Annotated in this window: 25 protein-coding genes; 14 read left to right on the top strand and 11 right to left on the bottom strand. The window is 64.8% G+C overall.

What is annotated here, in order from left to right:
- The first annotated feature begins 792 nt into the window (after positions 1-792).
- Positions 793-2,619: a translational GTPase TypA gene (gene typA / locus JKL46_RS16280; RefSeq protein ID WP_201834667.1), complete on the top strand. Its 1,827-nt coding sequence runs from the start codon at positions 793-795 to the stop codon at positions 2,617-2,619.
- 37 nt (positions 2,620-2,656) lie between these two features.
- Here typA and JKL46_RS16275 read toward each other — a convergent pair whose 3' ends face one another.
- The 10 genes from JKL46_RS16275 to ubiE all read right to left on the bottom strand — a co-directional run bounded on the left by JKL46_RS16275 (position 2,657) and on the right by ubiE (position 10,402).
- Positions 2,657-3,898 (bottom strand): MFS transporter, encoded by a 1,242-nt coding sequence (locus JKL46_RS16275; protein WP_201834665.1) that lies wholly within the window; start codon positions 3,896-3,898, stop codon positions 2,657-2,659.
- A 98-nt stretch (positions 3,899-3,996) separates the two neighbouring features.
- Positions 3,997-4,164 carry a hypothetical protein gene (locus tag JKL46_RS16270; protein WP_201834663.1) on the bottom strand — a complete coding sequence of 56 codons (168 nt, stop codon included), beginning with the start codon at positions 4,162-4,164 and terminating at the stop codon, positions 3,997-3,999.
- A gap of 15 nt (positions 4,165-4,179) precedes the next feature.
- A complete protein-coding gene (locus JKL46_RS16265) occupies positions 4,180-4,398 on the bottom strand; it encodes a hypothetical protein (protein WP_201834692.1) in 219 nt (72 codons plus the stop codon).
- A gap of 12 nt (positions 4,399-4,410) precedes the next feature.
- Positions 4,411-4,761: a hypothetical protein gene (locus JKL46_RS16260; protein WP_201834661.1), complete on the bottom strand. Its 351-nt coding sequence runs from the start codon at positions 4,759-4,761 to the stop codon at positions 4,411-4,413.
- A gap of 140 nt (positions 4,762-4,901) precedes the next feature.
- Complete coding sequence (cysK, locus tag JKL46_RS16255; protein ID WP_201834659.1) at positions 4,902-5,876, bottom strand: cysteine synthase A; 975 nt, start codon at positions 5,874-5,876, stop codon at positions 4,902-4,904.
- A 74-nt stretch (positions 5,877-5,950) separates the two neighbouring features.
- Positions 5,951-6,400 carry an RrF2 family transcriptional regulator gene (locus JKL46_RS16250; RefSeq protein ID WP_201834657.1) on the bottom strand — a complete coding sequence of 150 codons (450 nt, stop codon included), beginning with the start codon at positions 6,398-6,400 and terminating at the stop codon, positions 5,951-5,953.
- A gap of 11 nt (positions 6,401-6,411) precedes the next feature.
- The gene (dut, locus tag JKL46_RS16245) at positions 6,412-6,867 is read right to left on the bottom strand and encodes a dUTP diphosphatase (protein ID WP_201834655.1); all 456 of its coding nucleotides are present in this window, start codon (positions 6,865-6,867) and stop codon (positions 6,412-6,414) included.
- Entirely contained in the window at positions 6,864-8,078 is a 1,215-nt protein-coding gene (gene coaBC / locus JKL46_RS16240) for a bifunctional phosphopantothenoylcysteine decarboxylase/phosphopantothenate--cysteine ligase CoaBC (protein WP_201834653.1), read from the bottom strand. Before coaBC ends, dut begins: the two co-directional genes overlap by 4 nt.
- Complete coding sequence (gene ubiB / locus JKL46_RS16235) at positions 8,075-9,649, bottom strand: 2-polyprenylphenol 6-hydroxylase (protein WP_201834651.1); 1,575 nt, start codon at positions 9,647-9,649, stop codon at positions 8,075-8,077. Before ubiB ends, coaBC begins: the two co-directional genes overlap by 4 nt.
- Positions 9,650-9,652: 3 nt before the next feature.
- The gene (ubiE, locus tag JKL46_RS16230; protein ID WP_201834649.1) at positions 9,653-10,402 is read right to left on the bottom strand and encodes a bifunctional demethylmenaquinone methyltransferase/2-methoxy-6-polyprenyl-1,4-benzoquinol methylase UbiE; all 750 of its coding nucleotides are present in this window, start codon (positions 10,400-10,402) and stop codon (positions 9,653-9,655) included.
- A gap of 95 nt (positions 10,403-10,497) precedes the next feature.
- On the opposite strand from ubiE, the gene mutM reads away from it, so the two are divergent.
- The 10 genes from mutM (at position 10,498) to JKL46_RS16180 (ending at position 22,461) form a co-directional block, all read left to right on the top strand.
- A complete protein-coding gene (gene mutM, locus JKL46_RS16225; RefSeq protein ID WP_201834647.1) occupies positions 10,498-11,391 on the top strand; it encodes a bifunctional DNA-formamidopyrimidine glycosylase/DNA-(apurinic or apyrimidinic site) lyase in 894 nt (297 codons plus the stop codon).
- 282 nt (positions 11,392-11,673) lie between these two features.
- The gene (locus JKL46_RS16220; RefSeq protein ID WP_201834645.1) at positions 11,674-12,447 is read left to right on the top strand and encodes an enoyl-CoA hydratase; all 774 of its coding nucleotides are present in this window, start codon (positions 11,674-11,676) and stop codon (positions 12,445-12,447) included.
- 3 nt (positions 12,448-12,450) lie between these two features.
- A complete protein-coding gene (locus JKL46_RS16215; RefSeq protein ID WP_425493277.1) occupies positions 12,451-13,254 on the top strand; it encodes a TSUP family transporter in 804 nt (267 codons plus the stop codon).
- A 175-nt stretch (positions 13,255-13,429) separates the two neighbouring features.
- Positions 13,430-13,696: a 30S ribosomal protein S20 gene (gene rpsT, locus JKL46_RS16210; RefSeq protein WP_099509771.1), complete on the top strand. Its 267-nt coding sequence runs from the start codon at positions 13,430-13,432 to the stop codon at positions 13,694-13,696.
- Positions 13,697-14,547: 851 nt separating this feature from the next.
- Positions 14,548-15,978: a chromosomal replication initiator protein DnaA gene (gene dnaA / locus JKL46_RS16205; RefSeq protein ID WP_246529349.1), complete on the top strand. Its 1,431-nt coding sequence runs from the start codon at positions 14,548-14,550 to the stop codon at positions 15,976-15,978.
- 136 nt (positions 15,979-16,114) lie between these two features.
- Positions 16,115-17,233 (top strand): DNA polymerase III subunit beta, encoded by a 1,119-nt coding sequence (gene dnaN / locus JKL46_RS16200; protein WP_201834641.1) that lies wholly within the window; start codon positions 16,115-16,117, stop codon positions 17,231-17,233.
- 258 nt (positions 17,234-17,491) lie between these two features.
- Entirely contained in the window at positions 17,492-18,673 is a 1,182-nt protein-coding gene (gene recF, locus JKL46_RS16195; protein ID WP_201834639.1) for a DNA replication/repair protein RecF, read from the top strand.
- A 61-nt stretch (positions 18,674-18,734) separates the two neighbouring features.
- Positions 18,735-19,349, top strand: a complete 615-nt coding sequence (locus tag JKL46_RS16190) for a LysE family translocator (RefSeq protein ID WP_201834637.1) — start codon at positions 18,735-18,737, stop codon at positions 19,347-19,349.
- Positions 19,350-19,545: 196 nt separating this feature from the next.
- Complete coding sequence (gene gyrB / locus JKL46_RS16185) at positions 19,546-21,972, top strand: DNA topoisomerase (ATP-hydrolyzing) subunit B (protein WP_201834635.1); 2,427 nt, start codon at positions 19,546-19,548, stop codon at positions 21,970-21,972.
- 81 nt (positions 21,973-22,053) lie between these two features.
- Positions 22,054-22,461 (top strand): ester cyclase, encoded by a 408-nt coding sequence (locus JKL46_RS16180; protein ID WP_201834633.1) that lies wholly within the window; start codon positions 22,054-22,056, stop codon positions 22,459-22,461.
- 57 nt (positions 22,462-22,518) lie between these two features.
- Here the strand turns inward: JKL46_RS16180 and JKL46_RS16175 are convergent, their stop codons facing one another.
- On the bottom strand, positions 22,519-22,701 hold the full coding sequence (locus JKL46_RS16175) for a hypothetical protein (protein ID WP_201834631.1): 183 nt from the start codon (positions 22,699-22,701) through the stop codon (positions 22,519-22,521).
- Positions 22,702-22,953: 252 nt separating this feature from the next.
- Here JKL46_RS16175 and JKL46_RS16170 point away from each other — a divergent pair, with 252 nt between their 5' ends.
- The 3 genes from JKL46_RS16170 (at position 22,954) to JKL46_RS16160 (ending at position 25,708) form a co-directional block, all read left to right on the top strand.
- A complete protein-coding gene (locus tag JKL46_RS16170) occupies positions 22,954-23,589 on the top strand; it encodes a MarC family protein (protein ID WP_201834629.1) in 636 nt (211 codons plus the stop codon).
- 166 nt (positions 23,590-23,755) lie between these two features.
- Positions 23,756-24,925 carry a patatin-like phospholipase family protein gene (locus JKL46_RS16165; protein WP_201834627.1) on the top strand — a complete coding sequence of 390 codons (1,170 nt, stop codon included), beginning with the start codon at positions 23,756-23,758 and terminating at the stop codon, positions 24,923-24,925.
- Between the two features lie 30 nt (positions 24,926-24,955).
- Complete coding sequence (locus tag JKL46_RS16160) at positions 24,956-25,708, top strand: acetoacetate decarboxylase (RefSeq protein WP_201834625.1); 753 nt, start codon at positions 24,956-24,958, stop codon at positions 25,706-25,708.
- Positions 25,709-25,733: the final 25 nt, after the last annotated feature.

Below are 25,733 nucleotides of genomic sequence, written 5' to 3'. Positions count from 1 at the left end.
TCCATCATCGAGCCGGGCTGCCATTCGCGCCACCCTCGATCCACCCAAAAGGCTCGCAGCTCACGCTGCGGGCCCCAAGGTGCTGGCTCTTTGACATCGCCTTATCGATCCACCCGCCACCTCATCCCCTCTACCGTCATGGCCGGACTTGGTCCGGCCACCCACGTCTTGGGAGCCACCACACTGCTTAAGACGTGGGTGCCCGGGACAAGCCCGGGCATGACGGCGCAGGGTGGGGATGACGGCGCAGGGTGAGATGACGGCGAGGGAAACGTCATCCCGGGAGGAGCGTGGCGTTGTCATCCTGGACGGCGCAGCCGATCCCGGATCGCAAGCCGAATAAAGCGCTGTCATCCCGGGGCGGCGAAGCCGAGCCCGGGATCCATAACCGCCGACGCCGCAGAACCATGCGCGACGCGGATCGTCTCGTCCTGAGACGGAGTGGTTCTGGATCCCCGCCTGCGCGGGGATGACAAGGTCGAGGTTAAAGGGCGGCGGGAGGCATTGGTTGACACATGGTCGTCGCAGAAATCACGGATGGGTCACATCCCGCCGCCGTCGAGCATGAATTTTCGGGAGCCGTCCGCCTGCCTCATCCCAATGGTAACATAGACCCGATGGCCCCCGATCGCGTCGCCCTGGGCGAAAGGCCGCGCTTGCAATCCTGTTGCCCGCCCTATTGCGGCCTCACCTTTCTCCCTATATTGCAGTGCAATCATTTTCGCCCGGTACGAGCCAGGGGCGCGGCTACGCTTGCCGCGTGCCGGGCCGCTTTGCTTTGAAAGACCCCTCATGAAGCTACGCAACATTGCCATCATCGCCCACGTCGACCACGGCAAGACCACCCTCGTCGACAAGCTGCTCCAGCAATCCGGTGCGTTCCGCGAGAACCAGCGCGTGGAAGAGCGCGCCATGGACTCGAACGACCTCGAGAAGGAGCGCGGCATCACGATTCTCGCCAAGGCGACCTCGGTCGTCTGGAAGGACACCCGCATCAACATCGTCGACACCCCCGGCCACGCCGATTTCGGCGGCGAGGTGGAGCGCATCCTGAGCATGGTCGACGGCGCCATCGTGCTCGTCGACGCGGCCGAGGGCCCGATGCCGCAGACCAAGTTCGTGGTCTCCAAGGCCCTCAAGATCGGCCTGCGCCCCATCGTCGCCATCAACAAGATCGACCGTCCCGACGGCCGCCACCAGGAGGTCATCAACGAGGTGTTCGACCTGTTCGCGGCGCTGGACGCCACCGACGAGCAGCTCGACTTCCCGATCCTCTACGGGTCCGGCCGCAACGGCTGGATGGCCAACTCGCCGGAAGGCCCGCAGGACCAGGGCCTCGCCCCTCTGTTCGATCTCGTGCTCGAGCACGTGCCCCCTGCCAAGACCGAGGAAGGCTCGTTCCGCATGCTCGGCACGCTGCTCGAAGCCAACCCCTTCCTCGGCCGCATCGTCACCGGCCGCATCTCTTCCGGCACGGTGAAGCCGAACCAGTCGATCAAGGTGCTCGACCGCGAGGGCAAGGTGGTCGAGACCGGCCGCGTGTCCAAGATCCTCGCCTTCCGCGGCCTGGAGCGCCAGCCGATCGAGATCGGCGAGGCGGGCGACATCGTCTCCATCGCAGGCCTGGTGAAGGGCTCGGTGGCCGACACCTTCTGCGCGCCGGAGAACGACATTCCGATCCAGGCCCAGCCCATCGATCCGCCGACCGTGACCATGTCGTTCATCGTCAACGATTCCCCGCTCGCCGGCACCGAGGGCGACAAGGTGACGAGCCGCATGATCCGCGACCGCCTATTCAAGGAAGCGGAAGGCAACGTCACGCTCAAGATCGAGGAAGCGTCCGACAAGGATTCGTTCTTCGTCTCGGGCCGCGGCGAATTGCAGCTCGCGATCCTGATCGAGACCATGCGCCGCGAGGGCTTCGAGCTCGCCGTGTCGCGTCCCCGCGTGGTGTTCGAGAAGGACGAGGCCGGCCAGCTGCTCGAGCCGATCGAGGAAGTGGTCATCGACGTGGACGAGGAGTTCTCCGGCGTCGTGGTGCAGAAGATGTCCGAGCGCCGCGCCGAGATGGTCGAGATGAAGCCCTCCGGCGGCAACCGCCAGCGCCTGGTGTTCTACGCTCCGACCCGCGGCCTCATCGGCTATCAGAGCGAGTTGCTCACCGACACCCGCGGCACCGCGATCATGAACCGCCTGTTCCACGCCTACGAGCCCTACAAGGGCGAGATCGCGGGACGGCGCAACGGCGTGCTGATCTCCAACGATGCAGGCGAGGCCGTGGCCTATGCCCTGTGGAACCTGGAAGATCGCGGCCCGATGATGATCGAGCCGGGCTGGAAGGTCTATCAGGGCATGATCGTCGGCGAGCACAACCGCGAGAACGACCTCGAGGTGAATGTGCTCAAGGGCAAGAAGCTCACCAACATCCGCACCACCTCGAAGGACGAGGCGGTGCGCCTGACGCCGCCGATCCGCATGACCCTCGAGCGCTCGCTCGCCTGGATCGAGGACGACGAACTCGTCGAGGTGACGCCGAAGTCGATCCGCATCCGCAAGGCGATCCTCGACCCGAACGACCGCAAGCGCTCCGAGAAGCAGAAGGAAGCGCTCAGCGCCTAAAGACAAATTGAAAGGCCGCTCCCCGGAGCGGCCTTTTTCATGAATTGGCAGGCAGCGGATCGGCGACCGGATCCGGCAACGTCGTCAGCTTCGGGACGGCCGAGGTCATGATCACGAGAAGCTGGACCACGAAGCCGAGCGCGGCGATCAGGATGCAGGCTTCCGGACCATAGGCGATGCCGACCGCCGCGCCGATGGCGGCGCCCACGGGTCGCACGCCCGCCGTCGCCGTCATGACGAGCGCCGAGACCCGCCCGAGGAGCGCAACCGGCGTGACAGTCTGGCGAAGCGTGGTCTGGCTGATGGTCCAAAGGATCGGACCGGCGCCGAACAGGAAGAAGGACAGCCCGGCCAGGATGCCGGACGGCATCCACAGGGTCGCTGCCATCGTAAAGGCAGCCGCTACGGAAACCAGGGGCCCGACGATGATCGCCGCGCCGAAGGCGAGGCGGGCGATCAGCCGGGGGGCGAGCAAGGCGCCGACGACCATGCCGATGCCATAGGTCGCGAGCGACGTTCCGATGCCCGATGCGGTCAGCCCGAGCACATGGGCGGCGTAAGGAACATAGGCCGCCTGCAGCACGAACCAGGCGAGGTTCCAGGCGACCGCCGTCAGCAGGATCGGCCGGAGCAGCGGATGCATCCACGCGAAGCCCGCGCCCTCCTTCAGATCGCGCCAGAAATGACGCTTCGGCAGGCTCGGGCGGGACGTCTCCGGAACCCGGATCAGGAGCAATGCGGCCAGCATCGAGAGCGCCGCCGCCAGCATGAAGGTCTGCGATGCGCCGGCCCAGCCCACGAGAGCGCCGGCCAGAGCGGGCCCGGCCGCGAAGGCGAGGCTGCGCGCCAGTTCGAGGGTGCCGTTGGCGCGGGCCAGCATCTCGCGCGGCACCAGACTCGGAACGAGAGCGGGAGCGGCCACGCTGAAAACGACCGTTCCGGTCGCCGCAGCAAAGCCGAGCACGGCCAGGACCGGGACGGAAAGCATCCCGAACATCGCCAAAACGGGCAGGGTCAGGAGGGCCAGCGCCCGAAGGATTTCGGCCGCCGTCATCAATGTCCGGCGCGGCATGCGGTCGGCGAGGACACCGGCGGGGAACGACAGCAGCAGGAACGGCAGGGCCTGCATGGCCACGAGCAGTCCCGTCTCGCCGGTTCCCGCACCGAGCGCCAGAACGGCGATCATGGGCGCGGCGGCAAGACCGATCTGCTCGGCGGATTGGGCGGCGACGTTCGACCAGGCGAGGTGACGGAAGGAAGGAGGGAGAGGATGCGACATGGGACGGACGACCTTCGTAAGGGTTCCGTCTCATGAGACATTGTTTCACAAGCTGATTCCACCCGATTCCTGTGAGGCGAGGGGAAAAGCCGATTTAGCTATCCCTCCGCCTTGCTGCTCTGTCCTTTCTTCGCACCCTCGCCCATCGGGTTCGTCGAATCCTCGCCGGAAGCATCCGGGTCGGCGCGGCCCTGCGGGGTCAGGCGAGGCGCGTCGATATCCTCCTCGGTCGCTTGGCCGGGCTTTTTGTTGTCGGGTTGAGCCATTCTCGTTTCCTCGCGTCAGGAACTCGTCGAATTCGTCGTGTCATGCTCGCCTGGTTCCGGCAGGGAGCCTGTTCCGGGCGTCGCATCAGGGTTGGTCAGGTGCGGCTTGTCGTGCGGTCCTGCCGCCGGCATCTTGTCGGAGGCCGGCTTCCGCGATGAGCCCTGTTGTGGCTGCTTGGCGTCTGCCTTTTTCGCCGCGTCGTCGGTATGATTGCCGTAGCCTGCATTGCCCATGGTGCTCTCCTTTCAGCGCTTGCCTTTGCCGTTCGCGGCACCCGCCCGCTCGATGGCCTCGGCGGTCGCGTCCTTGTCCTTCGGCGACAGGCTGGCATCGCTCAGGTGCTTGGTGGTCTCGGGCGTCTCGGCGGCGGTGAGTTCGTCATGGCCCTCGTCCCGGTTTCCGGCGCCGCCCATGGATTGGCGGTAGGCATAGGCCTCGCCGCCAGGCTCGTCCCAGACCTCGCGCATGGTGGCATTGCCTTCGACGCCGCCGTCCCGGTTCGGATCGATCGGCGTGTCGATGCCGCCGCGCTGCTCGTTGCGGATCTGGTCCGCCGTTTGATCCTTCAGTGAATGAGGCGCCTTGCGCTCCGCCATGACAGACTCCTTGCGTGACTTGGATTCGGGTGCAGCAGAGAGAACCCGACGGGCGAAGCGAAGTTCTGGCTACGCTTGGAGTATGCGCAAACAAAGAGGGCGGCTCGAAAGCCGCCCTCAAATCCATATGCCCGATTGCCTCACAGGCCTTCGAACAAAGCGCTCGAGATGTAGCGCTCGGCGAAGGAAGGCGCGACGGTGACGATGCGCTTGCCCTTGTATTCGGGCCGCGCCGCCACCTCAAGCGCCGCCGCCACGTTGGCGCCGGTTGAGATGCCGCCGGGAATGCCCTCCAACTTGGCGAGCTTGCGCGCGGTGTCGAAGGCGGTCTGGTTGCCGACCGTCACCACATCGTCGATGAGCGAACGGTCGAGTACGTCCGGTACGAATCCTGCGCCGATGCCCTGGATCTTGTGCGGACCAGGCTGACCGCCCGAAAGCACGGGTGAATCCTCCGGCTCTACGGCGATGATCTTCAGGTTCGGCAGGCGCGGCTTGATCACCTGGGCGACGCCGGTGATCGTGCCGCCGGTGCCGACGCCGGCGACGAAGGCATCGAACTGACCGCCGGTGTCGTTCCAGATTTCCTCCGCCGTCGTCCTGCGGTGAATCTCAGGATTGGCCGGGTTCTTGAACTGCTGCGGCATGACCGAATCCGTGATCTCGCTCAGGAGTTCCTCGGCCTTGGCCAGCGCACCCTTCATGCCTAAGGGTCCGGGCGTGAGAACGAGTTCGGCGCCGAGATAGGCCAGCATCTTGCGCCGCTCGAGGGACATGGTCTCGGGCATGACCAGGATCAGCCGGTAGCCCCGCGCCGCCGCCACGAAGGCGAGTGCGATGCCCGTATTGCCGGAGGTCGGCTCGATCAGGGTCGTGTCGGGCGTGATCTTGCCGGCCGCTTCCATGGCCTCGATCATGCTCACGCCGATGCGGTCCTTCACGCTCGAGATCGGGTTGAAGAATTCGAGCTTGACCAGGATCTCGGCATCGATCCCCTGCTCCTGCGGCAGCCGGTTCAGGCGCACGAGCGGCGTGTCGCCGATGGTCTCCGTGATGGAACCGAAGATGCGGCCGCGTCCGGGCTTGGCATCCGACCGATTGCGCGTGTCAGCCATCCATTTCCTCCTTGAAATCGGAGGAAACTTAGCCTTTTCCGCACAAGGTGTCGATATTCACTTCATTTCACGCATTAGATCGTGAAATCAACCGCAGGCATGGAGTCGATGGCCGCTTCCGCCTGCGCCTTCTGGCACAGATCTTCAACGGTCACCTTGTCGAGCTCATTCAGGAAAGCGTCGGTGCCGCGCTGAACGAGGGGCGAGACGACGGCCTCGGCGAGGCGCGATTCCGGGATCGGAGAGGAGCCGTCCTCGTCCAGGGCCGACATGGCGATGCGCACGATATCGCCGGCCGTGATCCGCCGTCGCTCGCGGGCAAGCTCGTAGCCGCCGCGCGGGCCGCGCACGCCCTTCAGGACGCCCTGCCGGACCAGGGCCTGCAAAACCGGCTCGAGATAGCGCGGCGGCAGGTTGTGGCGTCCGGCGAGCGCCTTGGCCGAAACCGGCATGGGGCGGGCATGGAGCGCGATGTCGGTGACGGCGGCGATGGCGAGAAGCGAGCGGCGCGAGAGGAAATTCATGGCCGAGCTCCCTAGCCCAAGCCCGTGGAGCCGAAACCGCCGGCGGCACGCGGCGTCTCGTCGACCCACTCGACCTCGACCGGCTCGACCTGGAGAACCGGTGCGACGACCAGCTGGGCAATGCGCATGCCACGAGTGATGGTGAAGGGCTCGGAGCTCAGATTGACGAGCAGCACCTGCACTTCGCCGCGGTAATCCGCGTCGATGGTGCCAGGCGCGTTGAGCACGGTCACGCCATGTTTGAAGGCAAGCCCCGAACGCGGCCGCACCTGTGCCTCGAAGCCGGGCTCGAGCTGGAACACGAGCCCGGTGGGAACGAGCGCCCGCGCCAGAGGATCGAGGACGATCGGCGCATCGGACGGATTGGCCGCGATGAGATCCATGCCCGCCGCACCCGCCGTCTCGTAACGCGGCAGCGGCAGATCGGCGGCATGGGCGAGGCGCTGGATGCGCAGGCGATGGCTCATCGCTCTTTGCCTCCCACCAATGCACCGAGGCGTTCGACGAGCTTCTTCGCCACATCGGCCTTCGGCAGGGTCGGCCAGGTTTCCACGTCCGAGGCGGTGACGAGATGCACCGTATTGCTGTCGCCGCCCATGACGCCGCCTTCCGTCGAGACGTCGTTGGCGACGATGAGATCGCAGCCTTTTCTCGCGAGCTTCTGCTTCGCGTGCTCGATCACGTGCTCGGTTTCCGCCGCAAAGCCCACCATGAGCGGCGGGCGGCTTTGCGTGCGATGCGAGATTGTGGCGAGGATGTCGGGATTCTCCGTCAGCGACAGGTTCGGCAAGGCGCCGTCCTTCTTCTTGATCTTCTGCTCGCCCGCGTTAGTGACGCGCCAATCGGCAACGGCGGCGGCGAAGATGCCGATATCGGCCGGCAAGGCCTTCTCGACAGCCTCCAGCATGTCGCGCGCGCTTTCCACATGCACGGTCGTGACGCCGGCGGGATCGGGCAGCGTCACCGGACCGGAGATCAGGGTCACGCGCGCACCGGCTTCCGCTGCGGCCTTCGCGATGGCATGGCCCTGCTTGCCGGAGGAGCGGTTGGCAATGTAGCGCACTGGATCGATGGGCTCATGCGTCGGACCGGATGTCACGATCACATGCCTGCCGGCGAGCGGCCCCGACGGAGTCAGCAGGCGCTCGACGGCAGCCGCGATCTCCAGAGGTTCGGCCATGCGACCGGGGCCGAATTCGGCCTCCGCCATGGCGCCGTCGTTCGGACCGACGACATGCACGCCGTCAGCCCGAAGCATGTTCAGATTACGCTGCGTCGCCGGATGCAGCCACATGCGCACGTTCATGGCGGGCGCGATCAGGATCGGCAGGGTCGTGGCAAGCAGCACCGTGGAGGCGAGATCGTCCGCATGACCGCCTGCCATCTTCGCCATGAGATTGGCGGTCGCGGGTGCGACGACGATAAGGTCCGCATCGCGGGCGAGCTTGATATGGCCGATATCGGCCTCATCCTCGCGGTCGAAAAGCTCGGTATGCGAGCGCTGGCCGGTCAAGGCCGAGGCAGCCAGCGGCGTGATGAATTGCTGTGCGCCGGCGGTGAGAACGCAGCGCACGGAAGCGCCGCGCTCGCGCAGGCGGCGGATGAGGTCGAGCGACTTGTAGGCCGCGATGCCGCCGCCGATGACGAGGAGGATGCGTTTGCCTGAAAGCGCCGTCATGCGAAGCCCCTGAACAGCATGATCATCAGGGAGACGGCGATAATCCACAAGGCCGCGACACCCCAGCGATTGCCCCGCGCCTCGGCGCGGCCGATGGCGGCGACGCTGTCCTGATCGAGGGCGACACCCTTGGCCGTCACGTCTTCGAGCTGGTTGAGAACCCGCTCGGCGCGAAGCGCCAGCTCCGGCAGGTCGCCGATGACGCCGGCGAGCGTCCACAACCCTTTACCGGCCTGCTCGACGCGGCCGAGGGGCCCGAGATTGCGCTCGATCCAATCGCGCACCACGGGCTCGGAGGTGGTCCACATGTCGAGCTTCGGATCAAGGTTGCGGGCGACACCTTCGACCACGACCATGGTCTTCTGAAGCATGACGAGCTCGATCCGGGTCGCCATGTCGAACAGGGCCGTGATCTCGAAGAGAAGCGTCAGAAGCTTCGCCATGGAGATCTCGTCGGCACGCCGGTCGTGGATCGGCTCGCCGATGGCGCGGATGGCCTGGGCGAAATCCTCGACCGAATGATGCGGCGGCACATAGCCGGCCTCGAAATGCACCTGCGCCACGCGCAGGTAATCGCGCCGGATGAAGCCGAGCAGAATTTCGGCGAGGAACCGCCGCTCCTTCATGCCGAGACGGCCCATGATGCCGAAATCGACGGCGACGAGGCGGCCTTCCGCATCCACGAACAGGTTGCCCGGATGCATGTCGGCGTGGAAATAGCCGTCGCGGATGGCATGGCGCAGGAAGGACTGGATTACGGTCCGCCCCAAGGCCACCCGGTCGAGGCCGGCGGCCTCGATTCCGGCGAGATCGTTGAGGCGGATGCCTTCGATCCAGGTGGTGGTGAGCACGTCGCGGGCGGTCAGATCCCATTCCGGCTTCGGCACGCGGAAATCCGGATCGTCCTTGGTGTTCTCCGCCAGTTCGGAGACGGCGGCCGCCTCGAGTCGCAGGTCCATCTCGACGGCGACGGAGCGGGCAAGGGCCTCGACGATCTCGAGCGGCTTGAGGCGGCGCGCATCGGGCACCACGCGCTCGAACAGACGGGCGGCCGCGCGCATGGCCTGAAGATCGCGGGCGAAGCCCTCGCGCACGCCGGGCCGCACCACCTTTACCGCGAGGATCTCGTCGCCCTCGGGCGTATGGATGCGCGCCCGGTGAACCTGTGCGATGGAAGCGGCCGCAATCGGCTCGCTGAATTCCAGGAACAGCTCGTCGACGCTCCGGCCGAGCGCGGCCTCGACCATGCGCACCGCTTCCGCGCGTGGGAAGGGCGGCATGCGGTCCTGCAGGCGCTCCAGGTCGCGGGCGGCCGCCACGCCGACGATGTCGGGACGGGTCGCCAGGAACTGGCCGAACTTCACATAAGAGGGCCCGAGCCGCGTCAGCGCCTTGGAGAGCCGTGCCGCGCCGTCGCCGGCCTGCGGCCGCTCGATGATCCGCGCGATCCGCAGACCCAAGCGGGCGGAGGGCGGCAGGGCGCTCGGATCGACGAGGGCAAGCGCGCCTTCACGCGCCAGGACGAAACCGGCGCGCAGGTTGCGGGCAAGATGAACGAGGCTGCCGATCACGTGTCAGATCTTCCAGCCCGAATGAATGGCGACGACGCCGGCCGTCAGCGCCCGGTGCGTAACGCGCTTGAAGCCTGCCTCCTCGATCATGCGCGCGAAGGCTGCCGGCGTCGGGAAGCGGCGGATCGATTCCACCAGATACTGATAGGATTCCGCATCCCCCGTCACCATGCCGCCGAGCTTCGGGATGACGTTGAAGGAATAGGCGTCGTAGATTTTATCGAGAACGGGCACGTCGACCTTCGAGAATTCGAGGCAGAGGAAGCGTCCGCCGGGTTTCAGAACTCGATGCGCCTCGCGCAAAGCCGCATCGATGCGCGGCACGTTCCGGATGCCGAAGGCGATGGTATAGGCATCGTAGGTCTTGGATTCGAGCGGCAGTTCCTCCGCATTGGCCTCGACGAAATCGATGCGACCCTCGTACCGGTGCCCTGCCCGCTCGGCACCGACTTTGAGCATCTCGCCGTTGATGTCGAGCACGGTCACGCGGGTCTGCGGTCCGCTTTCGTCCAGGATCCGGAAGGCCACGTCTCCGGTTCCGCCGGCCACGTCGAGATGGCGGAACGGCCGGTCGCGCGGCGGGCGTAAGGAGGAGACGAGGGCATCCTTCCAGAGGCGGTGGAGGCCGGCCGACATGAGATCGTTCATGATGTCGTAGCGGCTCGCCACCGAGCGGAAGACCTCGTTGACCTTGCCCTGCTTCTCGCCGAGCGGCACGGACTGGAACCCGAAATGGGTGTTGTCGTCGGTCATGATCGTCAAGCCTCTCGTCGCCTGTTGTCGCGATCCATAGCGGAAGCGGGACCGGATGGCTATGTAAGGGGTATCAAGAACCCGAGAGATGGTTGATGCCCGAACTGCCCGAAGTCGAGACCGTTCGCCGCGGCCTGGAGCCCGCGATGGTCGGCGCCCGCTTCACCAAGGTCGCCCAGCGCCGGCCCGACCTGCGCTTTCCCTTTCCGGAGCGGTTCGCCCAGAGGCTCGAGGGGCAGGAGGTCCAATCCTTGAGCCGCCGAGCCAAGTATCTCCTGGCCGACCTCTCCTCCGGCGAGGTGCTGGTCATGCATCTGGGCATGTCGGGAAGGTTCCTCGTGACGCAAGGAGGGAAAACCCGCGCACCGGGCGAGTTCCACTACGAGCATGGAGGCCTGGGCGCCCACGACCATGTGGTGTTCGAGCTCTCCAACGGCGCGACCGTCACCTACAACGATGCCCGCCGTTTCGGCTTCATGGATCTCATACCGCGCTCGGGCATCGAGACCTCGAAGCATTTCGCCGGCATGGGGATCGAGCCCCTCGGCAACGAACTCTCCGGCGAGACCATCGCCAGGCTCTTCCAGGACAAGCGCACGCCGCTGAAGGCCGCCCTCCTCGACCAGCGCCTGATCGCAGGGCTCGGCAATATCTATGTGTGCGAGGCCCTGTTTCGCACCGGGCTGCATCCTGAAGCCCCGGCAGGCTCGCTCGCGACGAAGACCGGCAAGCCGACGGAGAAAGCGCATAGGCTCGCCGACATCATCCGGGACGTTCTCGCCGAGGCCGTCGAGGCCGGTGGATCGACCCTGCGCGACCACGCGCAGGTCGACGGATCGCTCGGCTATTTCCAGCATTCCTTCAAGGTCTATGACCGGGAAGGCGAGGCCTGCGTGACGCCCCAATGCACTGGCACGGTGACGCGCCTCGTGCAGTCGGGTCGGTCGACCTTCTATTGCCCAGTCTGCCAGAAGCGCTCGCGCGCCTGAGACTGGCCAACCCATGAGCCCTCATCCTGAGAGGCTGGCTCATGAAGAGTTTCCCGCCCCGTAGCCCTCATCCTGAGGGCCGCCGGAGGCGGCGTCTCGAAGGACGAGGGCGTCTCCAGTGCGCGCTGGATCCTCCTTCGAGACGATCGCTTCGCGATCTCCTCAGGATGAGGTCGAGATTTGTAGGCGGCCTTTACGACAGACGCGTCGCCCCGATTTGCTCTTGCCGCATCGTCCGCCCTCGCCTACCGGTGTCTCATCCAGCGATGAGGAGACGCGGGCATGGCTTTTGAGACGATTCTCGTTGAGACGCGCGGCAAGGTGGGACTGATCACCCTCAACCGGCCCCAGGCCCTGAACGCCCTCAATACGGCCCTGCTTAACGAGGTGAACCAAGCGCTCGACGCCTTCGAGGCGGATGCCGATATCGGCTGCATCGTCATCACCGGCTCGGAGAAGGCCTTTGCCGCCGGCGCCGACATCAAGGAGATGGCCGAGCTCACCTATCCCCATAGCTACATGGCCGATTTCTTCTCCGGCTGGGAGAAGGTGTCGGGGCGGCGCAAGCCGATGATCGCGGCGGTGGCGGGCTTCGCGCTCGGCGGCGGCTGCGAGTTCGCCATGATGTGCGACTTCATTATCGCGGCCGACAACGCCAAGTTCGGCCAGCCGGAGATCAAGCTCGGCGTGATGCCGGGCATGGGCGGCACGCAGCGCCTGACGCGCCTCATCGGCAAGGCCAAGGCCATGGAGATGTGCCTGACCGGGCGCATGATGGGCGCCGAGGAGGCCGAGCGCTCCGGCCTCGTCGCCCGCGTGGTGCCGCTTGGCGATCTCCTCACTGAAGTCATGAAGACGGCCGAGACCATCGCTTCGATGTCGCTGCCGATCGCCATGATGACCAAGGAGACCATCAACCGCGCCGACGAAGTCTCTCTCGCCGAGGGCATCCGCTTCGAGCGCCGCCTGTTCCACGCCATGTTCGCCACCGCCGACCAGAAGGAAGGCATGGCCGCCTTCGTCGGCAAGCGCCCGGCCGAGTTCAAGAATCAGTAAACAGTGATCGATATCGGCTTCGACATGATCGCGGCTCTCGCCGCGGTCTCCTTTCTTGCGGGCTTCGTGGATTCCATCGCCGGAGGCGGCGGGCTTCTGACCGTTCCGGCTCTGCTTCTTGCAGGGCTCGACCCGGCACAGGCGATCGCCACCAACAAGGTGCAAGGTGCCATGGCAGCAGCCTCGGCCACCTATACGTTCGGCCGCAAGGGATTGATCGAATGGAAGAAGGCCTGGGGCTTCACCCTCATGGCCTTCGTGAGCAGCATCGCCGGAGCTCTGTGCGTCCAGTTCCTGCCGCGCTCCTTGCTCGAGATGCTGATCCCGCTGCTCCTCATCGCCATGGCGATCTATTTCGCCCTCTCGCGCAAGATGAAGGATGCGGATGCCCATGCCCGGATGACGGCGCTCGCCTTCGGCCTGACGGCACCGGTCGCCATCGGCTTCTACGACGGCATCTTCGGACCCGGTGCGGGCTCCTTCTATATGCTCGCCTTCGTGACGCTGCTCGGCTACGGGGTGGTGAAGGCGACCGCCCATACCAAGCTTGTCAATTTCGCGAGCAATTTCGGCAGCCTCCTTCTCTATTCGGCGACCGGCGCGGTAGTATGGCCCGTCGGGCTCGTCATGGCGGGAGCCTCGCTGATTGGTGCACAGATCGGCTCGCACCTCGCGATGCGGCTGGGCTCCCGGATCATCCGGCCGCTCCTGGTTCTGGTGTCGAGCCTGATGGCGCTCAGGCTCCTTCTGGATCCGACCAATCCCTGGCGCCAGGCCCTTCAAAAGGCCTCGCTGGCGCTTTTTTGACGCGCAAAGTCCGGCGGACGTTGACGTTGGAAGGTATCGCGTCTATAAGCCGCCTCACATGAGCCCGCGCGTCCCGCGGGCTCTTCGGTTTCCATGCAATCAACCGATCGGCGCCGAAGCTCTCGACAGGCTTGGGCTTGGCGTATCGGGATTTTGAAAAGAACGAGGATGGGCCATGGCCAACACCGTGTCCGCCAAGAAGATGACCCGCAAGATCGCGAAGCGCACCGCGATCAACAAGTCGCGTCGCAGCCGTATGCGGACCTTCGTCCGCAAGGTTGAGGAGGCGATCGCTGCCGGCAACCAGACCGAGGCTGCGGCCGCCCTGCGCGCCGCCGAGCCGGAGATGATGCGCGCCGCCCAGAAGGGCATCGTGCACAAGAACACCGCGTCGCGGAAGGTCTCGCGCCTTGCGAGCCGCATCAAGACGCTGAGCGCTTAAAAAGCAGCTTCCAGAGCTGTCTTTTCATCGTCGATCAGACCCGGCCGAGAGGCCGGGTTTTTTCGTGACTGACGCCGGAATCCGGGGCTGAATTTTATCCACACAGGAGCTTGACTTTATCCCCGAACGACAGGGTGAAAGCTCCACAGATCGGATTCAAACCGCACATAAAAGATCAAGTCCGATCAAGAGCTTAGCAGGCAAAGCATCGCGAAGCATCAGAATCACCTGTCGATTCGAGCCGAATCGACCCTGAATCAAGGTTGCGGAAAGACTCTTTTTTCAGAGCTTTCGATGCGCTGCAGCGACACAGTGAATCAGTTGAAGAGTCAGGACTTTAAAGCCCCGATTCAAAACCTGTGGACGAGGCTGTGAACCCGATTGGAGGGTTGCAGCGGCTCATGACTCGACTCGGCCATATTGCACGCCGTCGCGCACCCTGTGTAAGGTCAACCTGCTTCAACGGCTCGCCGTTAAGTCCTTCACTCAAAGATCGAACTAAAACACCATAAGCGGGGGATCGGCCGTTGTTTCACTCTCTCAAGAAGCAAGCGAAGGCCTGCCCTTTACCGAGAGGTAAACTTGATAGACCTTGAGTGAAGCCGAAGGAGACGACAGTCCGTGAGCGTCTCCACTTAAAAGTATTCATATAATCTTTAGTACAATTGGGGGCGCCACGTTTTGAATAACCTGTGAGCCATCTGTGCTTTGGTGTTCAAAACGGGTCATGCGTGGGGGTTTCCGGCCTTGTTGGGTCGGGACCTCGTGGAGGAATATTGATGTATCGCAGCGAAGATCACCGCACCTTTGCCGCTCCCAGCGAGAACGGCAAGGAGGCTCCGGGCGAACAAATGGGATCGGATGTGTGGGCGCGGGTGAAGCGCCGCCTCCGGGCCGAACTGGGCGAGGACATCTTCGCCAGCTGGTTCGGCCGCCTGGAGCTGGATTCGGTGGTCGAGGGCTGTGCCTATCTGACGGTTCCCACCCGCTTCCTGAAGAGCTGGATCGAATCCCATTACGCCGATCGGGTGCTGGCGGTGTACCGCGCCGAGGCCGGCGAGGTAGAGCGCATCTCCATCGGCGTGCGCAACACGCTCGGACGCGATCCGGCCGCTGCGCAGCGCCGGATCAGCGAAGCGCCCCGCACGGCATCGGCGAGCTCGATGGCGATGCCGACGCCCGGCGAGATCAAGGCTCCCTCCCTGGCAGCGTCCCAAGAGGATCGCAGCGAAGCTGGAGATCTCGGTGGGGCACCGCTCGATTCCCGCCTGACCTTCGAGAGTTTCATCGTCGGCCGTTCCAACGCCCTCGCTCATGCCGCCGCCGACCGTGTCGCCCACGCCCAGAACGGTCAGGCTATCTACAACCCGCTCTATCTCCATGCGGGAGTGGGCCTCGGCAAGACGCATCTTCTGCATGCCGTCGGCCATGAGGTGCGCGCGCAGGGACGCCGGGTGATCTATCTCACCGCCGACCGCTTCATGTATGGCTTCGTCGCCTCTCTGAAGGCGCAGACGTCGCTTGCCTTCAAGGAGCGCCTGCGCGGCATAGATCTGCTCATCATCGACGACGTGCAGTTCATCCAGGGCAAGCAGATTCAGCAGGAATTCGGCCACACGCTGAACGCCCTCATCGATGCGGGCCGCCAGATCGTGATCGCCGCGGACCGTCCGCCGGCGGATCTCGAAAATCTCGACGAGCGCGTGCGCTCGCGTCTTGCCGGCGGTCTCGTGGTCGAGGTCAGCGCGCTCGACGAGGCCCTGCGCACCTCGATCCTCACCACGCGCATCGAGGCCCTGAAAACGATCCATCCGACTTTCGAGGTCGGCTCGAGCGTGATCGCTTACGTGGCCCGCGCGATCACCGCGAACGGCCGCGATCTCGAAGGCGCCGTGAACCGCCTGCTCGCCCATGCGACGCTCACCGGTTCCGCGATCACTCTGGAAACCGCCGAGATCGCGATCCGCGATCTCGTGCGCAACCGCGAGCCCAAGCGGGTCAAGATCGAGGACATCCAGAAGCTGGTGGCCTCGCGCTACAACGTCTCCCGCTCCGATATCCTCTCGGAGCGTCGCACCGCGGCCGTGGTGCGTCCGCGTCAGATCGCCATGTACCTGTCCAAGGTGCTGACCTTGCGTTCCCTGCCCGAGATCGGCCGCCGCTTCGGCGGGCGGGATCACACCACCGTGCTCCACGCCGTGCGCAAGATCGAGAAGGCCTTGGGGGAAGACCACGCCCTCTCCGACGAGGTCGAGCTCCTCAAGCGCATGCTGCAGGAGTAAGCCTTCCGGGCCGGGGTTTGCCCCGGCCTTGCTTTCTCGGTCGACAAAAGCCAATCTGCTGCCCTGCTTATCCCGCTCGGAGACATCGGTCTTCGTGGGATCGGCCAAGAATTTCACCGAAACCAGGTGCTAGGTTATGAGAGTTACCGTTGAGCGCGCCGCTCTGCTGAAGGCGCTGGGGCACGTGCACCGCGTCGTCGAGCGCCGCAACACCATCCCGATCCTTTCCAACGTCCTTCTGCGGGCGGATGAGGGCTCCCTGCGCCTGAAGGCGACCGACCTCGACATCGAGGTGACAGAGACGATCCCGGCCGAGATCACGGAGGCAGGCTCCACCACGGTGCCGGCCTACATGATCTACGACATCGTGCGCAAACTCTCGGAAGGCGCGCAGGTCTCGCTCGAGATGAGCCCCGACATGGGCCAGATGCAGATCCGTTCCGGCCGCTCGCGCTTCATGCTGCAGGCGCTGCCGGAGAGCGATTTCCCCGATCTCGCCGCCGGCGATCTGCCGCACCGCTTCACGCTGACCGCAGCCGATCTCAAGCGCCTGATCGAGAAGACCCAGTTCGCGATCTCGACGGAAGAGACGCGCTACTACCTCAACGGCATCTATCTCCACACCATCGATGCGGGCGGCACCGTCGTCATGCGCGCCGTCGCCACCGACGGCCACCGCCTCGCCCGCGTCGAGATCCCGGCGCCGAACGGCTCGGAAGGCATGCCCGGCGTGATCGTGCCGCGCAAGGCCGTGGCCGAGATCGTCAAGCTCGTGGAGGACGGCTCCGAGAGCGTGACCATCGAATTGTCCTCCGCCAAGGTGCGGCTGACCTTCGACGGCGTGGTGCTGACCTCCAAGCTCATCGACGGCACCTTCCCCGATTACCAGCGCGTCATTCCCGCCGGGAACGACAAGGTTCTGGTGGTCGAGCGCGGGGAGTTCTCGAAGGCTGTGGACCGTGTCTCCACCATCTCGTCGGAACGCGGCCGTGCGGTGAAGCTCGCGCTGGGCGACGGGCGCCTGACACTCACCGTCAACAACCCGGATTCCGGCAGCGCGACGGAAGAGCTCGAGGTCGATTACGATGCGGCGCCGATCGATATCGGCTTCAACGCCCGCTACCTTCTCGACATCGCAAGCCAGCTCGACGGCGATACCGCCCTGTTCAAGCTCGCCGATCCCGGCTCCCCCACCATCGTCCAGGACCGCGAAGGCGCCGCCGCGCTCTACGTTCTGATGCCGATGCGGGTGTGACGGACACGGCGGCGTCCCGGACGGCGTAGGCCGATCCGGGATCGGCTCCAGCATTAGCTCTACGTCATCACCTCCCCGGACTTGATCCGGGGATCGGTGCCGGTGATCTCATTTTGGTGAGGCGAGATGCTTGTCCCGGGATGGCCGGACAAGCCCGGCCATGACGCGTGATCGCGGTTGCGTCCCGAAAATCCGAAATGACGGTTCGGCCGTGCCGAAGCTTGATCTTTCGCGCCCGCTCCTCAATGAAAGGGGCGCATGTCCTCGTCGCCTGTTGCCGCTTCCCGAATCGCCCGTCTGATCCTCCAGGATTTCCGCACCTATGCGAGCCTGGACCTCTCCGTCACGCGCCCGCTCGTGGCGCTGGTTGGCGAGAACGGGGCCGGCAAGACCAATGTGCTGGAGGCGGTCTCTCTCTTCATGCCGGGACGGGGCTTAAGGCGCGCGGAACTCGCCGAAATGGCGCGCGACGAGGGGCCGGGATCCTTCGCCGTTTCCGTCACCCTCGACGCGCCGTACGGCGAGCATCGGCTCGGCACGGGAATCGAACATCAGAACGAGGGCTCCCGCGCCTCGCGGGAAGGCTCCCGTGCTTCACGGGTCTGCCGCATCGACGGCATGCCGGCCTCCTCGCCCACGGCCTTTGCCGAGTATCTGCGCATCGTCTGGCTCACGCCGGACCTCGACGCACTCTTTCGTGGACCTGCCGGCGACCGGCGGCGCTTTCTGGACCGGTTGGTTCTCGCGGTCGATGCGGAGCACGGCACGCGGGTCAATGCGCTGGAGCGCGCGCTGCGCTCGCGCAACCGGGTGCTGGAAGACAACCCCGACGACCGTCTCTGGCTCGATGCGCTCGAGCGCGAGGTGGCGGAGCTCGCCATCGCGGTGGCTGCCGCACGCCGAGAGACCGTCGAGCGCCTCGCGGCACTCGTTCTCGAAACCCGCGAGGAGGAATCCCCCTTCCCCTTCGCCACGATGAGCCTGGAAGGCGAGATCGACGCTCTCGTGGCGACCCTTCCCGCCGTCGATGCCGAGGATCGCTACCGGGCGATTTTGCGCGACAACCGCCCCCGCGACCGCGCCGCCGGACGCACTCTGGTCGGGCCGCAGGCCTCGGACCTCCTCGTGCGTCACGGACCGAAGGATATCTCCGCCAACACCGCCTCCACCGGCGAGCAGAAAGCGCTTCTCATCGGCCTCGTGCTCGCCCATGCCCGGCTCGTCGCCAGCATGAGCGGCATCGCCCCCTTCGTGCTCCTCGACGAGGTTGCAGCCCATCTCGACCCGCGCCGCCGCGCCGGCCTCTACGACGCCCTCGAATCCCTCGGCGGACAGGTCTGGATGACCGGCGCGGACCCGGGCCTTTTCGCGGAGCTGGAGGGGCGGGCCGACATTCTGCAGGTGTCACCCGGCGTGATCGAACCCATCACAAGAGCTTAATGGTCGGGCCGGCCGGTTCGTCCTATGATGGCGGGCGAATATCGCTCGTCGGTTGAGAACCATGGACCTCGCAGGCCTTCTGATCTTTTCCTCCGCCCTCTTCATCGCCGCGGCCTCACCGGGCCCGGGCATCGCCGCCATCGTGGCGCGGGTTCTGGGCCGTGGGCCGAAGGAGGCCGTTGCCTTCAGCATCGGCGTGGCCCTGGGCGACGTGGTCTGGCTGACCTTCGCGATCCTCGGACTTGCCGCTCTTGCGCAAGCCTTCCACGGGGTGTTCCTGGTCATCAAGTATCTGGGCGCGGCCTACCTGCTCTACATCGCCTACAAGATCTGGACCGCCCCTGCCCTCGCCAGGGACGTGACGGCGGACAGACGGGCGGAGCACCCGGCCAAGCTTCTGCTCGGCGGCCTCGCCCTGACGCTCGGCAACCCGAAGACTATCGTGTTCTATCTCGCGCTCCTGCCGACGATCCTGGACCTTACCCGGATCACCCTGCTGGGCTTCGCCGAGCTGGTGGCTGCGACCCTGACCGTTCTGGCCGTGGTCTTTGCCGGCTACATCGTGCTCGCGACCCGCGCGCGGCAGCTTTTCACGACGCCCAAGGCCATCCGGATTCTCAACCGGACCACGGGCGCCCTGCTGGCTGGCGCTGCGGCCGCCGTAGCGTCACGCTGACGGAACACTCGCCTGGGGCGATGAACCGCCCCTCGGATCCCATGATTCGGCAGTTTTTGGTGGATTTTTCCGCCCCTTTTCACGCGCGCATATGCGCGCGGGGGTGAAATTTCAACCATTCATCCCTAAATATCTGATCTGACGAATCAAAACCCTGGCGCGCCGGTTCCTTTTTGCGTGCCTTGAAGGATCCCAAATGGCCGAACCTGCTGTCAACGTGAATGCCGACGCCTATGGCGCGGAATCGATCAAGGTACTCAAAGGCCTTGATGCGGTGCGCAAGCGGCCGGGCATGTATATCGGCGATACCGATGACGGCTCGGGCCTGCATCACATGGTCTACGAGGTGGTGGACAACGCCATCGACGAAGCACTTGCCGGTCACGCAACGGAAGTCACCGTCACGCTCAATGCGGACGGCTCGGTGACCGTCACCGACAACGGCCGCGGCATCCCCACCGACATCCACCAGGGCGAGGGCATCTCGGCGGCCGAGGTCATCATGACCCAGCTGCACGCAGGCGGTAAGTTCGACCAGAATTCCTACAAGGTCTCCGGTGGTCTGCACGGCGTCGGCGTATCCGTGGTGAACGCCCTCTCCAGCTGGCTCAAGCTGCGCATCTACCGCAACGGCAAAGCGCACGAGATCGAATTCCGTCATGGCAACGCGGTTGCACCTCTGGCCGTCGTCGGCGACGCCGAGGGCAAGCGCGGCACGGAAGTCACCTTCCTGGCCTCGACGGAAACCTTCACCATGGTGGAGTACGATTACGCCACCCTGGAGCACCGCCTGCGCGAGCTCGCCTTCCTGAACTCGGGCGTGCGCATCATCCTCACCGATAAGCGCCACGCGGAGCACAAGCGCGAGGAGCTGATGTACGAGGGCGGCGTCGAGGCCTTCGTGCGCTATCTCGACCGGGCCAAGTCCCCGCTGATCCAGCAGCCGATCCTCATCCGTTCCGAGAAGGACAGCATCGGCGTCGAGGTGGCTCTTTGGTGGAACGACTCGTACCACGAGAACGTGCTCTGCTTCACCAACAACATCCCGCAGCGCGATGGCGGCACGCATCTTGCCGGCTTCCGTGCGGCGCTGACGCGCCAAGTGAACGGCTACGCGGAATCCTCCGGCCTGACGAAGAAGGAAAAGGTTTCCCTTACCGGCGACGATTGCCGCGAGGGCCTGACCGCCGTCGTGTCGGTGAAGGTGCCGGATCCGAAATTCTCATCGCAGACGAAGGACAAGCTCGTCTCCTCCGAGGTGCGCCCCGCCGTCGAGAACGTGATGAACGAGGCGCTCAACAACTGGCTCGAGGAGCATCCGCAGGAAGCGCGCACCCTCGTCGGCAAGGTGGTGGAAGCCGCCGCCGCCCGTGAGGCCGCCCGCAAGGCGCGCGAGCTCACCCGCCGGAAAGGAGCGCTCGACATCGCGTCGCTCCCCGGCAAGCTCGCCGATTGCCAGGAGCGCGATCCGTCGAAATGCGAATTGCTGCTCGTCGAGGGCGACTCCGCCGGCGGTTCCGCCAAGCAGGGGCGCAACCGTGCCTTCCAGGCCGTGCTTCCCTTGCGCGGAAAAATCCTGAACGTCGAGCGCGCGCGCTTCGACAAGATGCTGTCGTCTCAGGAGATCGGCACGCTGATCACGGCGCTGGGCACCGGCATCGGCCGCGAGGAGTTCAATCTCGACAAGCTACGCTACCACCGCATCATCATCATGACGGACGCGGACGTGGACGGCTCGCACATTCGCACGCTGCTCCTCACCTTCTTCTTCCGGCAGATGCCGGAGCTGATCGACCGCGGATACCTCTATATCGCCCAGCCGCCGCTCTATAAGGCGACCCGCGGCAAGTCCTCGATCTATCTCAAGGACGAGCGCGCGCTGGAAGATTACCTCATCGGCGAGGGCATCGAGAACGCCTCGCTGCGTCTCGAAACCGGTGTGGAATTCCAGGGCGATCAGCTCAAAAGCCTGATCGATGAGGCCCGCCTCGTGCGCCAGGTTCTGAACAGTCTGCACACGCGCTATAACCGCAAGGCCGTGGAGCAGGCGGCGACGGCCGGCGCATTGCGTCCCGATGTGGTCGACGATCCCTCCCGCGGTCCTGCCGCTGCGGCCTATATCGCCCAGCGCCTCGATGCGATCTCGGAAGAGCTCGAACGCGGCTGGACCGGCGAGGTTCACGAGGGCGGCTATGTCTTCTCCCGCACCGTGCGCGGCGTGACGCAGACCGCTACTCTCGATCAGGCTCTCATCGCCAGCCAGGAGGCCAAGAAGCTCGACGAGCGTGCCAAGTCCCTGCAGGACGTCTATGCCAAGCCGGCGAGGCTGGTGCGCAAGAACGACGAGATGCAGATCGACGGTCCGCTTTCGCTCTTCAATGCCGTTCTGGCCGCCGGCCGCAAGGGCCTGCAGCTCCAGCGCTACAAGGGCCTCGGCGAGATGACCGCGCAGCAGCTCTGGGAGACGACGCTCGATGCCGATGTGCGCTCGCTGCTGCAGGTGAAGGTGAAGGACACCACCGACGCCGACGACCTCTTCGTCAAGCTCATGGGCGACGTGGTGGAGCCCCGCCGCGAGTTCATCCAGGAGAACGCGCTCTCGGTGGCGAACCTGGACGTGTAAGCGTTATCCAGCGTTGCAGTCGAACCAAGAGCGGCGTGTCTCTCGCAGGGGCGCCGCTCTTTTCATGTCCGGATAAGGATCATGCCGAAAGCCGATCTCCCTGCCGTCTATCGCGATTACATCGCCTGCCTGAACGCGCAGGACTGGCCGATCCTGGAAAACTTCGTTCAGGAGGACGTGTCCCACAATGGCCGGCGGATCGGGATCGCCGGCTATCGGGCGATGCTGGAGAAGGACTTTCAGGACATCCCGGATCTTCATTTCAGCATTCTCCTGCTGATATCCGATCCGCCCTGCATCGCCTGCCGTCTCGGCTTCGATTGCACGCCGAAGGGAGAGTTCCTGGGCCTCCCGGTCAACGGAAGGAAAGTGTCCTTCGCCGAGAACGTCTTCTACGAATTTCAGCAGGGAAAGATTGCGCAGGTCTGGTCGGTGATCGACAAGGTGGCGATCGAAGCGCAGCTCCAACCCCATAGCGCAACTAAGTAGCGCGCCTTGGTCGACAGATCTGTTCTGCCAGAGCCACCAGTTTAAGCCGGCGTGACCTTATTCCGGCTCGCCTATCTCGTCAGGAAGATCCGGCGAGGCAACCATCGAGCCGCGCGGAAGCGGATTCTCGTCGATCTGCGCCTCAACATAGTTCGGCGGACGGTCCGCACTGCTCGACATGCAGCCCGAGACCAGGATCGCGATTGTGGCGAGAACCAGGAAGGACAGCTTGACTTGCATCGACTTCTCCCTTGTCAGACCGGACTTCGAATTGTCGTTGGTGCAACGGAACGGCAGGCCTTGAGGCAGCACGGGCAGGCGAGTTCCAGACCTGTCAGGGAGAGTGTGCTCGGCGGCAATACATTCGGTCAAGCGTTTCCGCCCGACGAATACGCCTCCTCAGCAAAAGGCATTATCGGCTTGTAGCCGGATGCGGCGCCGTTCATCCTTAATGCGGCGCTTCCCGAGAGGCGCGGCAGAGCAAATCGAGACATGCTGGAAGATCAGGCCCTGTTGCTGAACCAGTTCTTCACGCTCTGGGCGATGCTCGACCCGGTCGGGCATCTGCCGCTGTTCCTAGGGGCGACGGAGGAACTCACGCGCCAGGAGCGACGCAGGGCTGCCGCACTCGCCGTCATCATCGCCTTCTGCGTTCTCATCTTCTTCGGCGTGGCCGGTCAGTTCCTGCTCCACGCCATGGGCATATCGCTGCTGTCTTTCCAGATCGCAGGCGGGATCATCCTGCTTCTGTTCTCGACCTCCATGGTGCTCGGAGAACCGCGATCCGGTCCGTCGTCGTCGGGCGAGTCAGGCAGCAACGCATTGAGGGTTGCGATCTATCCCCTGGCAACGCCGATCATCGCCGGGCCAGGCTCCATGCTGGCGATCATCATCCTCACCGACAATCACCGCTTCACCCTGCCCGAGCAGGTCTTCACCTACGGCATCCTCGCCACGGTTCTGACCCTGATGCTCGTCGTCTTCCTCCTTGGCAACGTGATCAGCAGGATCATCGGCCGCGGCGGCGCGAGTGTCATTCGCCGCATCATGGGCGTGATCCTCGCCGCTCTGTCCGTGAACCTCATCGTCAGCGCCCTGGCGCAATGGCTCAAGCTGCCTCCGATCTGAAGGCATGTGATGCCTCCCAAGAAGCATTGCGGTGCATGCAGCCCCATGCCAGTCTCTCTCTGCTACCTGCGTGTACCCCATCATGCCGATCGCTCATCACGGACGGACCGTCTGAACCGCTGGACCCTGATCGGCGCGGGCGGTCCTTCGTTCTTGTGAGGTTTCCATGACGACGAGAACCGGGATCAGGCCCGTCACCGAACGCCCGCAATTCGAGCGCCTCGCGCTGGTGCTTCAGGGCGGCGGCGCCTTGGGCGCCTATCAGGGCGGGGTCTATCAGGCTCTGGCGGAGGCGGATCTGCATCCGAACTGGATCGGCGGCATCTCGATCGGAGCCATCAATGCCGCGATCATCGCCGGCAATCCGCCGAAAGAGCGGGTTGCGCGCCTGAGAGCATTCTGGGAGCAGATCACGGCACCGCCGCCCTGGATGCCCTCGATCGGATCGTCGATGCTGGGCGCCCTCGAATTCGGCAGCGACTTCCTTCACACCCTCGTCAACCAGACGCAGGCCTGCAACACCCTCATGAACGGAGCGCCCGGGTTCTTCTTTCCCCGCCAGATCCCGCCGTTTCTCGGCGGGGCAGATATCGAGTCCAACAGCTTCTACGATGTGAGCCCGCTGCGGACGACGCTGGAGGAGCTGGTGGATTTCGACCGCATCAATGCGCGCGAGACACGCTTCGCCGTCGGCGCCGTGAACATCCGCACGGGCAATCTCGAATTCTTCGACAATGCGGAGCGTATGCTCGGGCCCGAGCACATCATGGCGAGCGGCGCGCTTCCGCCAGGTTTTCCCGCAATCCGTGTCGACAAAGATTATTACTGGGATGGTGGGCTCGTCTCCAACACGCCGCTGCAATGGATGCGCGATTCCAGGCCGCGCCAGGATTCGTTGGTGTTTCAGGTCGATCTCTGGAGCGCGAGGGGCGAGATCCCGCATGATCTCGTCGGGATCGACCTGCGCCAGAAGGATATCCGCTTCTCGAGCCGTACCCGCAAGAACACCGATCAGTTCAAGCAGGAGCAGCGCCTGCGCCGCGCGGCCCATCGCCTGCTCCAGATGGTGCCTGACCAGGATCTGCTGAGCGCCGATGCCGAGATGGCACTGCTGCGGGGAGAGGCGGACGAAACGGTGCACAACATCGTCCACCTGATCTACCGCGCCAAGAGCTATGAAGGCTCGTCCAAGGATTACGAGTTCTCCCGCGAGACCATGGAGGAGCATTGGTCCGCGGGCTACGCGGATACGGCACGTACGCTACGCCACCCCAACATCCTGAAGCGGCCGACGACGCCCGATGGGGTCGCGACCTTCGATCTCTCCGAGTCCTGATCCCTCACCGACAGACCTCATGAGGAAGCCATGAAGATCTCTGAAGTTCGCGAAAAAGCCTTCGCCATGCCGCTCAACGACCCGGCTTATCCGAAGCCGCCCTATCGGTTCTACAACCGGGAATTCGTCGTCATCACCTATCGCACCGATCCGGAGGCGCTGCGCGCCGTCGTGCCGGAACCGCTCGAAGTCATCGGCGATACCGTCGCCTACGAGTTCATCCGCATGCCCGACTCGACCGGCTTCGGCGATTACACCGAGACGGGGCAGGTCATTCCCGTGCGCTTCACCACCCCGTCGGGCGAGGTGCAGGAAGGCGGCTATGTGCATGCCATGTATCTCGACGACAACTCGCCGATTGCCGGCGGACGGGAGATCTGGGGCTTCCCGAAGAAGCTCGCGAGCCCGAAGCTCGTGCACGAGCAGGAGACGCTGGTCGGCACCCTGCATTACGGCTCGGTGCTCTGCGTCAGCGCCACCATGGGCTACAAGCATCGCGAGGTCGATCTCGCGACGGTCGCGAAGGGCATGGCCAAGCCGGCCTTCATGATCAAGATCATCCCGCACGTGGATTGCACGCCCCGGATCTGCGAGCTCGTCCGCTATCATATGGAGGATGTGCAGCTGAAGGGCGCCTGGACGGGGCCCGCTGCCCTGCAGCTCTTCCAGCATGCGATGTGCGACGTCGCCCGCCTCCCCGTGAAGGAGGTGGTCTCCGCCAGCCACTACATCGCCGATCTCACCCTCGGCCTCGGCGAGGTCGTCTACGACTACCTGGAATAAGATCGAGACGGTCCGTTCGACCGGA

This window comes from Microvirga zambiensis WSM3693, from assembly GCF_016735695.1.
Classification (GTDB): Bacteria; Pseudomonadota; Alphaproteobacteria; order Rhizobiales; family Beijerinckiaceae; genus Microvirga; species Microvirga zambiensis.
This window is presented reverse-complemented; position numbering and strand designations above follow the sequence as displayed.

Bases quoted from the DNA above. Each gene is read 5' to 3' on its own strand.
- JKL46_RS16250 (WP_201834657.1), bottom strand. From the start codon at position 6,400: ATGAATTTCCTCTCGCGCCGCTCGCTTCTCGCCATCGCCGCCGTCACC.
- ubiE (WP_201834649.1), bottom strand. From the start codon at position 10,402: ATGACCGACGACAACACCCATTTCGGGTTCCAGTCCGTGCCGCTCGGC.
- JKL46_RS16220 (WP_201834645.1), top strand. From the start codon at position 11,674: ATGGCTTTTGAGACGATTCTCGTTGAGACGCGCGGCAAGGTGGGACTG.
- JKL46_RS16160 (WP_201834625.1), top strand. From the start codon at position 24,956: ATGAAGATCTCTGAAGTTCGCGAAAAAGCCTTCGCCATGCCGCTCAAC.
- JKL46_RS16175 (WP_201834631.1), bottom strand. From the start codon at position 22,701: ATGCAAGTCAAGCTGTCCTTCCTGGTTCTCGCCACAATCGCGATCCTG.
- dut (WP_201834655.1), bottom strand. From the start codon at position 6,867: ATGAGCCATCGCCTGCGCATCCAGCGCCTCGCCCATGCCGCCGATCTG.
- JKL46_RS16275 (WP_201834665.1), bottom strand. From the start codon at position 3,898: ATGTCGCATCCTCTCCCTCCTTCCTTCCGTCACCTCGCCTGGTCGAAC.
- dnaN (WP_201834641.1), top strand. From the start codon at position 16,115: ATGAGAGTTACCGTTGAGCGCGCCGCTCTGCTGAAGGCGCTGGGGCAC.
- typA (WP_201834667.1), top strand. From the start codon at position 793: ATGAAGCTACGCAACATTGCCATCATCGCCCACGTCGACCACGGCAAG.
- JKL46_RS16170 (WP_201834629.1), top strand. From the start codon at position 22,954: ATGCTGGAAGATCAGGCCCTGTTGCTGAACCAGTTCTTCACGCTCTGG.
- cysK (WP_201834659.1), bottom strand. From the start codon at position 5,876: ATGGCTGACACGCGCAATCGGTCGGATGCCAAGCCCGGACGCGGCCGC.
- rpsT (WP_099509771.1), top strand. From the start codon at position 13,430: ATGGCCAACACCGTGTCCGCCAAGAAGATGACCCGCAAGATCGCGAAG.
- recF (WP_201834639.1), top strand. From the start codon at position 17,492: ATGTCCTCGTCGCCTGTTGCCGCTTCCCGAATCGCCCGTCTGATCCTC.
- dnaA (WP_246529349.1), top strand. From the start codon at position 14,548: ATGGGATCGGATGTGTGGGCGCGGGTGAAGCGCCGCCTCCGGGCCGAA.
- JKL46_RS16180 (WP_201834633.1), top strand. From the start codon at position 22,054: ATGCCGAAAGCCGATCTCCCTGCCGTCTATCGCGATTACATCGCCTGC.
- mutM (WP_201834647.1), top strand. From the start codon at position 10,498: ATGCCCGAACTGCCCGAAGTCGAGACCGTTCGCCGCGGCCTGGAGCCC.
- JKL46_RS16165 (WP_201834627.1), top strand. From the start codon at position 23,756: ATGACGACGAGAACCGGGATCAGGCCCGTCACCGAACGCCCGCAATTC.
- JKL46_RS16265 (WP_201834692.1), bottom strand. From the start codon at position 4,398: ATGGGCAATGCAGGCTACGGCAATCATACCGACGACGCGGCGAAAAAG.
- gyrB (WP_201834635.1), top strand. From the start codon at position 19,546: ATGGCCGAACCTGCTGTCAACGTGAATGCCGACGCCTATGGCGCGGAA.
- coaBC (WP_201834653.1), bottom strand. From the start codon at position 8,078: ATGACGGCGCTTTCAGGCAAACGCATCCTCCTCGTCATCGGCGGCGGC.
- JKL46_RS16260 (WP_201834661.1), bottom strand. From the start codon at position 4,761: ATGGCGGAGCGCAAGGCGCCTCATTCACTGAAGGATCAAACGGCGGAC.
- JKL46_RS16270 (WP_201834663.1), bottom strand. From the start codon at position 4,164: ATGGCTCAACCCGACAACAAAAAGCCCGGCCAAGCGACCGAGGAGGAT.
- JKL46_RS16190 (WP_201834637.1), top strand. From the start codon at position 18,735: ATGGACCTCGCAGGCCTTCTGATCTTTTCCTCCGCCCTCTTCATCGCC.